The sequence below is a fragment of the Aestuariivirga sp. genome (assembly GCF_047602625.1).
Classification (GTDB): Bacteria; Pseudomonadota; Alphaproteobacteria; order Rhizobiales; family Aestuariivirgaceae; genus Aestuariivirga.
In genome coordinates, this window is record NZ_JASGGV010000002.1 from 1 (window position 1) to 14,735 (window position 14,735).

Below are 14,735 nucleotides of genomic sequence, written 5' to 3' on the forward strand. Positions count from 1 at the left end.
CGCCAGACTCGGAGTTCGGTCGAAACGCGGAAGGACGGGTCTTCGGCAGCGAGCTTGTAAAGCGCCACGGCCATCTTTTCCTGATCGGCCTTGGTCTTGGGCTCAACCTTCATTTCGATGACGGGATCCGGGAATTCCATCTTTTCGAGAATGACAGGCTTGGCGGGATCGCAGAGCGTATCGCCGGTGCGCGAGTCCTTGAGGCCGACGAGGGCTACGATGTCGCCCGCATAGGCTTCCGAGATTTCCTCGCGGTTATTGGCGTGCATGAGAACCATGCGGCCCACGCGCTCGGTCTTGTCCCGCGTCGAATTCAGCAGCGCCACGCCCTTGTTGAGCGAGCCGGAATAGATGCGGCAGAAGGTCAGCACGCCATACTGGTCGTCCATCAGCTTGAACGCGAGGAGCGACAGTGGAGCGTCGTCAGACGACGGACGTGTTGTTTCCTCGCCCGTCTTGACGTCGATGCCCTTGATGGCGGGACGGTCAACCGGAGAGGGAAGATAATCGACAACCGCGTCGAGCAGCGGCTGCACGCCTTTGTTCTTGAAAGCCGAGCCGCAGAGAACCGGGAAGAAGGCGCTGGTCAGCACCGCCTTGCGCAGCAGCTTCTTGATGGTCTCGTTAGAGATTTCTTTGCCGTTCAGATAATCGTCCATCGCCTGGTCGTCGAGTTCGACGCAGGCCTCGATCATCTCGGCACGCGCCTGCACGGCGGCGTCCTTCAGGTCGGCGGGGATTTCTTCGTCATGATAATTAGCGCCGAGGGCTTCGTTTTCCCAGACGACCGCAACCATGCGGACGAGGTCGACGATACCTTTGAAATCGGCTTCGGCGCCGATCGGCAGCTGGATCGGCACGGGCTTGGCGCCCAGGCGTTCCTTGATGTCCTTGATGCACTGCTCGAAGCTGGCGCCGGTCTTGTCCATCTTGTTGCAGAACACGATGCGCGGCACGTTGTACTTGTCGCCCTGACGCCACACCGTCTCGGTCTGGGGCTCAACGCCCTGGTTCGAGTCGAGCACGCATACGGCGCCATCGAGCACGCGCAGACTACGCTCGACTTCAATGGTGAAGTCCACGTGGCCGGGGGTATCGATGATGTTCATCCGCTTGCCCTGCCAGTAGGCAGTGGTGGCGGCGGAGGTGATGGTGATGCCGCGCTCCTGCTCCTGCTCCATGAAGTCCATGGTGGCGGCGCCGTCATGCACTTCGCCAATCTTGTGGCTCTTGCCGGTATAATAGAGGATGCGCTCGGTCGTCGTCGTCTTGCCCGCGTCGATGTGGGCCATGATGCCGAAGTTGCGATAGTCCTCAATGGCGTGTTGGCGTGCCATGATGCAGGGTCCTTGTAGCTTTACCAGCGGTAATGGGAGAAGGCGCGGTTCGCCTCTGCCATCTTGTGGGTGTCTTCGCGCTTCTTGACGGCGGTGCCGCGGTTCGAGGCGGCGTCGAGAAGCTCGCCCGAGAGGCGGTCAACCATGGTGGTTTCGTTGCGGCCACGGGCGGCGGTGATGATCCAGCGGATGGCGAGAGCCTGGCGGCGCTCGGCGCGGACTTCGACCGGCACCTGATAGGTGGCGCCGCCGACGCGGCGGGAACGGACTTCGATCGAGGGGGCGACATTGCCCAGCGCCTCGTGGAACACCTGAACGGGATCCTGCTTGGACTTCGACTGGATCTTGTCCAGCGCGCCATAGACGATGCCTTCGGCGGCGGATTTCTTGCCGTCATACATCAGGTTGTTCATGAATTTCGACAGCACGAGATCGCCGAACTTCGGGTCCGGGTTGATAACGCGTTTATCGGCGCGGTGACGGCGTGACATGTTACTTTGCTCTCCCCGCTCTTACTTCGGACGCTTGGCGCCGTATTTGGACCGGCGCTGACGGCGCTTGACGACGCCCTGCGTATCGAGAATGCCGCGAATGATGTGATAGCGGACGCCCGGAAGATCCTTCACGCGGCCGCCGCGGATCATGACCACCGAGTGTTCCTGAAGATTGTGGCCTTCACCCGGAATGTAGCTCACCACTTCGAAGCCGTTGGTGAGGCGCACCTTGGCCACCTTGCGCAGCGCCGAGTTCGGCTTCTTCGGGGTGGTGGTGTAAACGCGGGTGCAGACGCCGCGCTTCTGCGGGCAGGACTGCATCGCAGGCACCTTGTTCCGGTATGTCGGAGCCAGGCGCGGCTTGCGGATTAGCTGGTTGATCGTCGGCATTGTGGCCTTGTCTCGCCCTTCGAAACGTCTCGAACCCGATTGCACATAACCAAAAGCACTGACGGGTCCGGGTTCCTGGACCGCGCAGTGCTCCAAAACCAGAGGACCCGTGAACCGGCAGGGCTCAGGGGTCTTGACCTTGACTGTGAACGTCTCGCTTTCCAGCCAGCGTTTCGGTGCGCGAAGCACCGACTGCCTGCTGCTTGAAAGCGAGGCGGGTTCTACAGGCCGATACCGTTACCGTCAACCCCTCAATTCCTAAATCTTGAAGTGATTTTCGCGGGGTTTCGGTGCTTTCCGGCGCTTTGGCGGCGGTTGCATATTGCATTGCAACGGAATCATGGCGGCTAAACGGCCTTGGCAGCCACAATTGATCCCATTCCTGCCCCATCCCTGCCCCCTCCCGCCCGCACCTTCAGCGAGTCGCGGCTTGCAGGGCGCGGCGGAGCCCAATCACAAAAGGGAGTTTCCGATGATGGATTTGGCCGAAAAGAACTGGTGGCACGAGCTCAATACCTGGGAGCCCGAGCAGGCCATCGCCTTCTATGGCCTGACGATGGGATGGTATTTCGAGGCCGCCGCCCTTCCCGGCGCCGACTATTGGATCGCCCGCCAGGATGGAAAGCCGGTGGGCGGCATCTTCGGCCTGTCGGAGCCGCGCAACACCGGCATTCCCTCACACTGGATGAGCTATCTGACCGTGAATGACCTTGACCGCGTGCTGAGCCTTACATCGGTTGCCGGCGGCGAGATCATCCGCCCAGCCGCCACACTGCCCGGCGTGGGCCGCCTCGCCATGGTGTGCGATTCGACCGGCGCTTTCGTGGGATTGATCGAGCCGCAGGTCGCCGAAGAGCTGGAAGCGGCAAAGCACTGACGCCGTCGGCGTTATCGTCAAAACAAAAACCCGGCGGATTGCTCCGCCGGGTTTGATTTTGCGCCGCTTCGCCGTGATTATTCGGCGGCGGGAAGTTCGGCCTGCTTGGCCTGTTCCTCGAGGATGAGGTTGTCGCGCTTCTCGGCCACCACGCGGAACCTTGAGAGCATGCCGCCGGTGCCCGCCGGGATAAGGCGGCCGACGATGACGTTCTCCTTGAGGCCCTCGAGCGTATCCACCTTGCCCTGAATGGAGGCTTCGGTGAGAACGCGGGTGGTTTCCTGGAAGGACGCAGCCGAGATGAAGGACCGCGTCTGCAGGCTGGCCTTGGTGATGCCGAGCAGCACCGGCACGCCCGCCGCAAGACGGCGGCCTTCGGCCTCGAGCTTGGCGTTCTCCTGATCGAGTTCGATCTGGTCCACCTGCTCGCCCACCAGCAACGTCGACTCGCCGGCATCGGTGATCTCAACCTTTTGCAGCATCTGGCGGACGATCACCTCGATGTGCTTGTCGTTGATGTTCACGCCCTGCAACCGGTAGACTTCCTGAATTTCATTGACGAGATAGGAAGCAAGCTCCTCCACGCCCTTGATGGCCAGAATGTCATGCGGCGCCGGGTTACCGTCCATGATGTATTCGCCCTTCTCGATGAAGTCGCCTTCCTGAACGGGCAGATGCTTGCCCTTCGGGATTAGATACTCCACCGCCTCGAGCGACTCATCCTGCGGCACGATGCGGATGCGGCGCTTGTTCTTGTAGTCCCTGCCGAATTCCACGCGGCCCGAGATTTCCGCGATAATCGCGTGATCCTTGGGCCTGCGGGCTTCGAACAGTTCGGCGACGCGCGGAAGGCCGCCGGTGATGTCGCGGGTCTTCGCACTCTCAAGCGGGATACGCGCGAGAATGTCGCCGGCCTTGACCTTGGCGCCCGGATCGACCGAGAGAACCGCTTCCACCGACAGCAGGTAGCGCGCCTCGCCGCCACGGGCGAGCTTCTGCACCTTGCCGTCCTTGTCCTTCACGACGATGGCGGGCTTCAGCGACGAACCGCGCTGGTTGGAGCGCCAGTCGATGATGACACGGTTGGTGATGCCGGTCGCCTCGTCGGCCACCTCGTTCACCGAGATACCGTCCACCACGTCCTCGAACTCGGCGGTGCCGTCCACTTCCGTCATGATCGGGCGGGTGTAAGGATCCCACTCGGCCAGCTTGGTGCCGCGCTTCACCTGATCGCCCTCGTCCACGAACAGCCGCGTGCCGTAGCCCACCTTGTGAACGGCGCGCTCGTTGCCCTTGGCGTCGACGACGACCAGCGCCACGTTGCGGCCCATCACCATCAGGCGGCCCGAAGAGTCGCGCACGATGTTCTTGTTGCGGATGACGATCTTGCCCTCGTGGTTCGATTCCACGAAGGACTGGTCGAGCACCTGCGCCGTGCCGCCGATATGGAAGGTGCGCATGGTGAGCTGGGTACCCGGCTCGCCAATCGACTGCGCCGCGATGACGCCCACCGCCTCGCCCATGTTGACGGGCGTGCCGCGCGCCAGGTCACGGCCATAGCACTTGGCGCACACACCGAACTTGGTGGCGCAGGTGAGCACCGAGCGGATGCGGATTTCGGTGATGCCCGCCTTTTCGATCTTCTCGACATGCGATTCGAGAATCTCCTCGCCCTTCGGCACGATCACGGAGCCCGTGGCCGGGTCAACGACATCCGTTGCCGCGGTGCGGCCCAGAACGCGCATGCCCAGCGAGGCGATGATCTCGCCCGCGTCGATGATCGGCCGCGCGGTGATCGAGGCTTCAGTGCCGCAATCCTCTTCCGAGATGATCGCGTCCTGCGCCACATCAACCAAGCGGCGGGTCAGATAGCCCGAGTTCGCCGTCTTGAGCGCCGTATCGGCCAAGCCCTTGCGGGCGCCGTGCGTCGAGTTGAAGTATTCGAGAACCGACAGGCCTTCCTTGAAGTTCGAGATGATCGGCGTTTCGATGATCTCGCCCGACGGCTTGGCCATGAGGCCGCGCATGCCGGCGAGCTGCTTCATCTGCGCCGGCGAACCGCGCGCACCCGAGTGGCTCATCATGTAGATCGAGTTGATCTGTTTCTCGCGGCCCGTCTTGTCGTCAATGCGGACGGCGGAGATTTCCTTCATCATCTCCTCGGCCACCTTGTCGGTGCACTTCGCCCAGGCGTCCACGACCTTGTTGTACTTCTCGCCCTGAGTGATCAGGCCGTCGATGTACTGCTGCTCGTATTCCTTGGCGAGGGTGCGGGTCTCGTTGACGAACTTTTCCTTCGTCGCCGGGATCATCATGTCGTCCTTGCCGAACGATATGCCCGCCTTGTAGGCGTTATAGAAGCCGAGCGCCATGATGCGGTCGCAGAAGATCACCGACTCTTTCTGGCCGCAGTGGCGATAGACGGCGTCGATCATCTTCGAGATGTCGCGCTTTGTCATCAGCTTGTTGCACAGATCATAGGAGATGTTCGGCGCCTTCGGCAGAAGCTCGCCGATCTTCATGCGGCCCGGAGTTGTTTCCACGATGCGGGTGATCATCTTGCCTTCTGGGCCAACTTCCTTGATGCGGCCCTTGATCTTGCTGGCCAGCGTGATGACGCCCGCCGCCAATGCGTGATCAAGCTCGGCCATGCTGGAATAAGCCTTGCCTTCGCCCGGCTCGTTGTTGCGCATGATCGAGAGATAGTAGAGGCCAAGAACGATATCCTGCGACGGCACGATGATTGGCTGGCCGTTGGCGGGATGCAGCACGTTGTTGGTCGACATCATGAGGACGCGCGCTTCCAGCTGTGCTTCAAGCGACAGCGGAACGTGCACGGCCATCTGGTCGCCGTCGAAGTCGGCGTTAAACGCCGTGCAGACCAGCGGGTGAAGCTGGATCGCCTTGCCCTCGATCAGCACCGGTTCGAAGGCCTGGATGCCGAGACGGTGAAGCGTCGGCGCGCGGTTCAAGAGAACCGGATGTTCGCGGATCACCTCGTCGAGGATATCCCAAACCTCCGGCTTTTCCTTTTCAACCAGCTTCTTGGCTTGCTTCACGGTGGACGACAGGCCCTTGGCGTCGAGGCGCGAATAGATGAACGGCTTGAACAGTTCGAGCGCCATCTTCTTCGGCAGGCCGCACTGATGCAGCTTGAGTTCCGGACCGACGACGATCACCGAACGGCCGGAATAGTCGACGCGCTTGCCAAGCAGGTTCTGGCGGAAGCGGCCTTGCTTGCCCTTCAGCATGTCGGCCAGGGACTTCAGCGGGCGCTTGTTGGCGCCGGTGATGACGCGGCCGCGGCGGCCGTTGTCGAACAGCGCGTCAACGGCTTCCTGCAGCATGCGCTTTTCGTTGCGCACGATGATGTCGGGCGCACGAAGCTCGATCAGGCGCTTCAGGCGGTTGTTGCGGTTGATGACGCGGCGGTAGAGATCGTTGAGATCGGATGTCGCGAAGCGGCCGCCATCCAGCGGAACGAGCGGACGAAGTTCCGGCGGAATGACCGGCACTTGCGTGAGGATCATCCATTCCGGGCGGTTGCCGGATTCAATGAAGCTCTCGACGATCTTGAGGCGCTTGGCGATCTTCTTGGGCTTGAGATCGCCGGTGGCGGTCTTGAGCTCCTCGCGAAGCTGGTCGCGAAGCTGCTCGAGGTTGATCGCCATCAGCATTTCGCGTACGGCTTCAGCGCCGATCGAGGCGGTGAAGCTGTCGTCGCCATAGTCTTCCTGCGCCTTGATGTATTCGCTCTCGGTGAGCGTCTGATAGGGCTTGAGCGGCGTCAGGCCCGGCTCCAGAACGATATACTGTTCGAAATAGAGTACGCGCTCCACGTCCTTCAGCGCCATGTCGAGCAGCGTCGAAATGCGGCTTGGTAGCGATTTCAGGAACCAGATGTGGGCGACAGGCGCGGCCAGTTCGATATGGCCCATGCGCTCGCGGCGCACCTTGGACAGGGTGACTTCCACGCCGCACTTTTCGCAGATGATGCCCTTGTATTTCATCCGCTTGTACTTGCCGCACAAGCACTCGTAGTCCTTCACGGGCCCGAAGATGCGGGCGCAGAACAGCCCGTCACGCTCCGGCTTGAAGGTGCGGTAGTTGATCGTTTCCGGCTTCTTGATTTCGCCGAACGACCACGAGAGGATCTTCTCGGGGCTGGCGATCGAGATGCGGATCTGATCGAAAGTCTGCGCCGGGGTTGCCGGGTTGAAGACGTTCATGACCTCTTGGTTCATCGGTCACTTGCTCCTTTGCGCGGGGGATGGTGCCCGCAGGGGGTAAAACAAATCGGCGGAAGCGGTGGGCGCGCAACCTCTCGCGCGCCCGCCGGAACTTTAGGTGTTGTTGGAATTCTGCAGCTCGACGTTGAGGCCGAGCGAGCGCATTTCCTTGACCAGCACGTTGAAGCTTTCGGGGATGCCCGCTTCGAAGGTGTCGTCGCCACGCACGATGGCTTCGTAAACCTTGGTGCGGCCCGCCACGTCGTCCGACTTGACGGTGAGCATTTCCTGCAGCGTGTAAGCCGCGCCATAAGCCTCGAGCGCCCAGACTTCCATTTCGCCGAAGCGCTGGCCGCCGAACTGCGCCTTGCCGCCCAACGGCTGCTGGGTGACGAGCGAGTAAGGCCCGATGGAACGGGCATGGATCTTGTCGTCCACGAGGTGGTGCAGCTTCAGCATATAGATGTAGCCGACGGTGACATTGCGGTCGAATTCCTCGCCGCTCTTGCCATCGAACAGGCGCACCTGGCCGGACGAATTGAGGCCCGCTTCCTTGAGCATCGCGGCAATGTCCTCCTCGCGCGCGCCGTCGAAGACGGGCGTGGCAATCGGAACACCGCGGCGCAGATTGTTGGCAGCTTCCACCATCTGGCCGTCGTCGAGGCCATCAAGTTCCTCGTTCTTGCCATAGATCTTGGAAAGGCCGTCGCGCAGCGGCTTGGCATTGTTGCTGTCACGGTAAGCGTCCAGCATGTCGCCGACCTTCTTGCCCATGCCGGCGCAAGCCCAGCCCAGATGCGTTTCAAGGATCTGGCCCACGTTCATGCGCGAGGGCACGCCCAGCGGGTTCAGCACGATGTCGACATGCGTGCCGTCTTCCAGGAACGGCATGTCCTCGATCGGAACGATGCGTGACACGACGCCCTTGTTGCCGTGGCGGCCGGCCATCTTGTCGCCCGGCTGGATCTTGCGCTTCACGGCCACGAAGACCTTGACCATCTTCATGACGCCCGGCGGCAATTCGTCGCCGCGCTGCAGCTTTTCGACCTTGTCAAGGAAGCGGGTTTCGAGGCGCTTCTTCGAGTCTTCGTACTGCTGCTTCATGGCTTCGAGTTCGCCCATGGCTTTTTCGTTGCCAAGCGCGAGGTTCCACCACTGCGAACGCGGCACATCGTCCAGCGTCTTTTCCGACAGCACGCCTTCCACCTTGTGGCCGCGCGGGCCGCCGGTTGCTTCCTTGCCCAGCAGGAAGCTGCGCAGGCGGCCATAGGAGTTGCGGTCGAGGATCGCCAATTCGTCGTCGCGGTCCTTGGCGAGGCGTTCGATCTCCTCGCGCTCGATGGCCAGCGCACGTTCGTCTTTGTCGACGCCGTGACGGTTGAACACGCGCACCTCAACAACCGTTCCGGCAACGCCGGGCGGCAGGCGGAGCGAGGTATCACGCACGTCCGAGGCCTTCTCCCCGAAGATGGCGCGGAGGAGTTTCTCTTCCGGCGTCATCGGGCTTTCGCCCTTGGGCGTGATCTTGCCGCAGAGAATATCGCCTGGCTTCACTTCGGCGCCGATGTAAACGATGCCGGCTTCGTCGAGGTTCTTAAGGGCTTCTTCGCCGACGTTCGGAATGTCGCGGGTGATTTCCTCAGGACCCAGCTTCGTGTCGCGCGCCATCACATCGAATTCCTCGATGTGGATGGAGGTGAACACGTCATCCTTCACGATGCGCTCTGACAGGAGAATCGAAGTCTTCGAAGTTGTAGCCATTCCACGGCATGAACGCGACGAGCACATTCTGGCCGAGCGCCAGATCGCCAAGGTCCGTGGACGGACCATCGGCGATGATGTCGCCTGCCTTCACCGCATCACCCACGCGCACCAGCGGGCGCTGGTTGATGCAGGTGTTCTGGTTGGAGCGCTGGAACTTGGCGAGCGTATAGATGTCGACGCCCGACTTCGACGGATCGGTTTCCGCCGTGGCGCGGATCACGATGCGCTTGGCGTCCACCTGGTCCACGACGCCAGTACGGCGGGCAGCGATTGCAGCGCCAGAGTCGCGCGCCACGACCGCCTCCATGCCAGTGCCGACAAGCGGCGCATTGGTGCGCACCAGCGGCACCGCCTGGCGCTGCATGTTGGAACCCATGAGCGCGCGGTTGGCGTCGTCGTTCTCGAGGAACGGGATAAGCGCCGCAGCAACAGAGACTAGCTGCTTCGGCGACACGTCCACAAAGTCCACGCGGTCAGCGGGAACAGGCAGCACGTCGCCGGCATGACGGGCGATCACCAGGTCTTCGGCGAACTTGCCGTCCTTGGTCAGCGCCACGTTGGCCTGAGCGATGTAATGCTTCGTCTCCTCGATGGCCGAGAGATAGAGCACGTCATCGCTCACGCGGCCATCTACCACCTTGCGGTAAGGCGTTTCGATGAAGCCGTACTTGTTCACGCGCGCATAGGTGGCGAGCGAGTTGATGAGGCCGATGTTCGGGCCTTCCGGCGTTTCGATCGGGCAGATGCGGCCATAGTGGGTGGGATGCACGTCGCGCACTTCGAAGCCGGCGCGCTCGCGCGTCAGGCCGCCAGGTCCAAGGGCCGAAAGGCGGCGCTTGTGGGTGATCTCGGAGAGCGGGTTGGTCTGGTCCATGAACTGCGAGAGCTGCGAGGAACCGAAGAACTCGCGCACCGCCGCAGCCGCAGGCTTGGCATTGATGAGGTCATGCGGCATCACCGTGTCGATATCGACCGAGGACATGCGCTCCTTGATGGCGCGCTCCATGCGGACGAGGCCCAGGCGATACTGGTTCTCCATCAACTCGCCCACCGAGCGCACACGGCGGTTGCCGAGATGGTCGATGTCGTCCACCTCGCCCTTGCCGTCACGCAGGTCGTGCAGCGTCTTGATGACCTCGATGATGTCCTCCTTGCGCAGCACGCGCATAGTGTCGGGCACGTCGAGTTCGAGGCGCATGTTCATCTTCACGCGGCCCACGGCCGAAAGATCGTAGCGTTCGGCGTCAAAGAACAGGCCGTTGAACAGGGCTTCCGCCGTCTCGCGCGTCGGCGGCTCGCCGGGGCGCATGACGCGGTAGATTTCGATCAGCGCCTGCTCGTAGCTCTCGGCCTTGTCGGCCTTGAGCGTGTTGCGGATATAGGCGCCGGTGTTGATGTGATCGATGTCGAGCAGGTTGAGGCTGGCGAAACCGGCTTCCTTCAGCTTCTTGAGAAGCTTCTCGTCCAGTTCATCGCCGGCTTCGGCGAAGATTACGCCGGTCTTGTCGTCGACGAGTTCATCGGCGATGAAGTGACCGTAAAGATCCTCATCACGCACCAGCAATTCCTTCACACCGTCTTCGGTGAGCTTGCGGGCAAGGCGCGGTGTGATTTTCTTGCCGGCTTCGACAACCACCTGGCCCGTGCCTGCGTCCACCAGGTCAACGGTTGGCTTGATGCCCTTGAAGCGGTCGGCGGAATAAGGCGTCGTCCAGCCATCCTTCGCCAGCGTGTGCGGCACGCTCTTGTAGAACATGTGCAGGATCTGCTCGGCGTCATAGCCCAGCGCATAAAGCAGCGTCGTCACTGGCAGCTTGCGGCGGCGGTCGATGCGCGCGTGGATGATGTCCTTGGCGTCGAACTCGAAGTCGAGCCACGAGCCGCGATAGGGGATGACGCGTGCAGCGAACAGCAACTTGCCCGAGGAATGGGTCTTGCCCTTGTCGTGATCGAAAAAGACGCCCGGCGAGCGGTGCATCTGCGAGACGATCACGCGCTCGGTGCCGTTCACCACGAAGGTGCCGTTAGCCGTCATGAGCGGAATGTCGCCCATGTAGACGTCCTGCTCCTTGATGTCCTTCACCGACTTGGCCTGGGTGTCGGGATCGATTTCGAAGACGATCAGGCGCAGCGTCACCTTGAGCGGCGCGGCGAACGTCATGCCGCGCTGCTGGCACTCGTCCACGTCGAACTTCGGCGCCTCGAATTCATAGCGTACGAATTCCAGCATCGCCTGGCCGGAGAAATCGGTGATCGGGAAAACCGATTTGAACACCGCCTGCAGGCCGTCATTGATGCGTCCGCCAACCGGCTCCTTCATCTGCAGGAACTGGTCGTAGGATTCACGCTGCACTTCGATCAGGTTGGGCATCTCGGCGACTTCGATGCCCTTGCCGAAGAACTTGCGGATGCGTGTGCGGCTAGCGGCGGAATATGTCTCGGCCATGTGTGTTCCTTGCAGGACTATAAAACAGCAGTATCGGCAGCTCGCCGGGCCCCTCTTTCAAAGGGGTCAGGCAAGCCGCCGCGGATCGACGCAGAACTGGGCCAGCGGTGCGGAACTGTTTGAAAGTCCCGCACCGCAGGTAGAAAACTACTTCAGCTCAACCTTGGCGCCAGCCGCCTCGAGCTTCTTCTTCATCGCCTCGGAATCGGCCTTGTTCACGCCTTCCTTGACGGTCTTGGGAGCGCCCTCGACCAGATCCTTGGCTTCTTTGAGGCCCAGGCCGGTGATGGCGCGGACTTCCTTGATGACCTCGATCTTCTTGTCGCCGGCAGCGGTGAGAACGACCGTGAATTCGGTCTTCTCTTCCGCCGGAGCGGCAGCGGCAGCGCCGCCGCCAGCGGCGGCAACGGCAACCGGAGCGGCGGCGGAAACGCCCCACTTCTCTTCGAGGAGCTTCGACAGCTCGGCGGCCTCGAGCACGGTCAGGCTCGAGAGTTCGTCTACGATCTTGCTGAGATCAGCCATTTGAGTTTCTCACTTTTTCAGTCGGTTTGTTGACAACGATGCGGAGGCCGTCAGGCCGCCTGTTCCTTCGTGGCATAGGCATTGATGACGCGGGCGACCTGCCCACCCGGAGCCGCCAGCACGCCCGCGATGCGGGTGGCCGGAGCCTGGATGAGGCCGATCAGCTTGCCCCTCAGCTGGTCGAGCGAGGGGAGTTCCGCGAGTGCCTTGACCGCATTGGCGTCCATCACGGTCTTGCCGAGCGCGCCGCCGAGAACAACGAACTTTTCGTTGCCCTTGGCGAAGGCCGCGGCGACCTTCGGAGCCGATACGGGATCGGCGGCGTAAGCCACCATGGTCGGGCCTGTGAACAGGTCCTTGATCCCGCTTGCGTCAGTGCCGTCCAGAGCAAGCTTGGCGAGACGGTTCTTGGCGACCTTCACGGTCGCCCCCGCCTGGGCCATCTTGTTACGCAGGTCGTTGACCTGGTTCACAGTGAGGCCCTTGTTGTGGGCCACAACGATCACACCGGTGGTCTTGAACACCTGGTTGAGCGTTGCGACGAGCCCTGTCTTTTCAGCTCTTTCCACTTGCTCTCTCCTTTTTGGCGCGAAACAAAAAACGCTTCACGCCGTTGGACCAACCGTTCAACACCGCTGACCTGCAAAGGCAGCGGCGCCGAGCGGCGCTCACGTGCCTGTCCCCCTGTTCAGCGCGGGAGCGCATCAAGGGTTCTGAGGTCCAAACCGACTTGGGACCCCGGTATATAGGGTCCGAATTCCGTTTCGACACCCATCTCATGCGGGCTTTGCGTTTTAAGCAGGGCTTTCCCCTGCGCCAGCAATCTCGGACAGGTAATCCAAGGCTTTAAGGGCCTTGTTTAACCGGTTGAAAGAACTTGAGGTTCTTTCAACCGGAAACTTGTTTCACCGATCAGGCGGCAGCGGTGACGCTGGCCAGATCAAGCTTGAGGCCGGGCCCCATGGACGAAGAAATAGACAATTTCTTGACGTAGGTGCCCTTGGACGCCGACGGCTTCGCCTTGATCACGGCGTCAACAAACGCCTTGATGTTGCCGGCGATCTGTTCGTCAGAGAAGCTGGCCTTGCCGACGCCAGCCTGGACGATGCCCGCCTTTTCAACGCGGAACTCGACAGCGCCGCCCTTGGCCGCCTTGATGGCAGCGGTGACATCCATGGTCACGGTGCCGACCTTGGGGTTCGGCATCATACCGCGGGGGCCCAGCACCTTGCCGAGACGGCCGACGAGACCCATCATGTCCGGCGTGGCGATGCAACGGTCGAAGTCGATCGTGCCCTTGTTGACGATTTCGAAGAGATCCTCGGCGCCCACAACGTCGGCGCCCGCCTTCTTCGCTTCCTCGGCCTTCGCACCCTTGGCGAACACGCCGACGCGCAGCGTGCGGCCGGTGCCGTTCGGCAGGTTCACCACGCCGCGGACCATCTGGTCGGAGTGGCGGGGATCAACGCCCAGGTTCATGGCGATTTCGATGGTTTCGTTGAACTTGGCGTTGGCGCGGGCCTTCACCAGTTTCACGGCTTCGTCGAGGCCATAGACCTTGGTGCGGTCGATGCCATCCATATTCTTGGCGATGCGCTTTGCAATCTTGGCCATCGTCTTACTCCACAACCTGCAGGCCCATCGACCGGGCGGAACCGGCGATTTCACGCGCTGCGGCATCAAGGTCGCGCGCGTTCATGCCCTTGAGCTTCTGTTCGGCGATCTCGCGGCACTGGGCCATGGTAACCTTGCCGGCCACCGTCTTGCCCGGCTCCTTGGAGCCCGCGTTGATCTTCGCCGCCTTCTTCAGATAGTACGACGCGGGCGCCGACTTCATCTCGAAGGTGAATGACTTGTCCTGGAAGGCTGTGATGACCACCGGAACCGGGGTGCCCGGGTCCATCTTCTGCGTGGCGGCGTTGAAGGCCTTGCAGAATTCCATGATGTTGAGACCACGCTGACCGAGCGCGGGACCGATCGGCGGAGACGGATTTGCCTGTCCCGCCGGCACTTGCAACTTGATATAGCCGACGACTTTCTTAGCCATTTGTCTTTCCCTCTTTCTGAGGTTCGTGGTCGGGCTTGCAAGGCCTCCCACGGGTTACAACTTCTTCCTCCCTGCGGGAGAAAGCCTTCCGCGGGCTAGCGGATTTTCTCCACCTGCCCGTATTCCAGTTCAACCGGCGTGGGCCGGCCGAAAATCGACACCGCCACCTTGAGACGCGAACGCTCCTCGTCAACCTCTTCCACCTGCCCCGAAAAGGAGGCGAAGGGGCCATCGGCCACGCGCACCTGCTCGCCAACCTCGAAAGAGATCGACGCCTTGGGGCGCTCTACACCTTCAGCCACCTGGTTGAGGATGCGTGCGGCTTCCTCGTCCTTGATCGGCTGCGGCTTGTCGCCGCCCAGGAAGCCCGTGACCTTGGGCGTATTCTTGATCAGGTGAAAAGCCTGGTCCGTCAGGTCCATCTTCACCAGCACATAGCCCGGGAAGAATCGCCGCTCGCTCTTGATCTTGCGGCCGCGGCGCACCTCCACCACTTCCTCGGTGGGCACCAGCACCTGTTCGAACAGTTCGCCCAGACCCTTTTGGACCGCCTGTTCCTTGATCGACTCCATCACCTTTTTCTCGAAATTCGAGTAGGCGTGAACGATGTACCAGCGCTTCGTCAT

At 61.7% G+C, this 14,735-nt stretch carries 10 protein-coding genes and 1 pseudogene; 1 reads left to right on the forward strand and 10 read right to left on the reverse strand.

The window, feature by feature from the left end:
• From fusA to rpsL, 3 genes are all read right to left on the reverse strand, one after another.
• A partial coding sequence (fusA, locus tag QM694_RS04560; RefSeq protein ID WP_415005774.1) for an elongation factor G occupies nt 1-1,337 on the reverse strand: 1,337 nt, incomplete at its 3' end.
• 20 nt (nt 1,338-1,357) lie between these two features.
• Nucleotides 1,358-1,828 carry a 30S ribosomal protein S7 gene (gene rpsG / locus QM694_RS04565; protein WP_415005775.1) on the reverse strand — a complete coding sequence of 157 codons (471 nt, stop codon included), beginning with the start codon at nt 1,826-1,828 and terminating at the stop codon, nt 1,358-1,360.
• Nucleotides 1,829-1,849: 21 nt separating this feature from the next.
• Nucleotides 1,850-2,221, reverse strand: coding sequence for a 30S ribosomal protein S12 (gene rpsL / locus QM694_RS04570; protein ID WP_415005776.1), 372 nt, complete (start codon nt 2,219-2,221; stop codon nt 1,850-1,852).
• Nucleotides 2,222-2,693: 472 nt separating this feature from the next.
• Between rpsL and QM694_RS04575 the strand changes: the two genes are divergently transcribed.
• Entirely contained in the window at nt 2,694-3,098 is a 405-nt protein-coding gene (locus tag QM694_RS04575) for a VOC family protein (RefSeq protein ID WP_415005777.1), read from the forward strand.
• 77 nt (nt 3,099-3,175) lie between these two features.
• Here QM694_RS04575 and rpoC read toward each other — a convergent pair whose 3' ends face one another.
• From rpoC to nusG, 7 genes and pseudogenes are all read right to left on the reverse strand, one after another.
• Nucleotides 3,176-7,342 carry a DNA-directed RNA polymerase subunit beta' gene (rpoC, locus tag QM694_RS04580; RefSeq protein ID WP_415005778.1) on the reverse strand — a complete coding sequence of 1,389 codons (4,167 nt, stop codon included), beginning with the start codon at nt 7,340-7,342 and terminating at the stop codon, nt 3,176-3,178.
• A 99-nt stretch (nt 7,343-7,441) separates the two neighbouring features.
• Nucleotides 7,442-11,537: pseudogene (rpoB, locus tag QM694_RS04585) on the reverse strand (DNA-directed RNA polymerase subunit beta).
• A gap of 147 nt (nt 11,538-11,684) precedes the next feature.
• The gene (gene rplL, locus QM694_RS04590) at nt 11,685-12,062 is read right to left on the reverse strand and encodes a 50S ribosomal protein L7/L12 (protein ID WP_415005779.1); all 378 of its coding nucleotides are present in this window, start codon (nt 12,060-12,062) and stop codon (nt 11,685-11,687) included.
• A gap of 50 nt (nt 12,063-12,112) precedes the next feature.
• A complete protein-coding gene (gene rplJ / locus QM694_RS04595; protein ID WP_415005780.1) occupies nt 12,113-12,631 on the reverse strand; it encodes a 50S ribosomal protein L10 in 519 nt (172 codons plus the stop codon).
• Between the two features lie 343 nt (nt 12,632-12,974).
• Entirely contained in the window at nt 12,975-13,676 is a 702-nt protein-coding gene (gene rplA, locus QM694_RS04600) for a 50S ribosomal protein L1 (RefSeq protein ID WP_415005781.1), read from the reverse strand.
• A 4-nt stretch (nt 13,677-13,680) separates the two neighbouring features.
• Nucleotides 13,681-14,109, reverse strand: a complete 429-nt coding sequence (gene rplK / locus QM694_RS04605; protein ID WP_415005782.1) for a 50S ribosomal protein L11 — start codon at nt 14,107-14,109, stop codon at nt 13,681-13,683.
• Between the two features lie 95 nt (nt 14,110-14,204).
• A complete protein-coding gene (gene nusG, locus QM694_RS04610) occupies nt 14,205-14,735 on the reverse strand; it encodes a transcription termination/antitermination protein NusG (RefSeq protein WP_415005783.1) in 531 nt (176 codons plus the stop codon).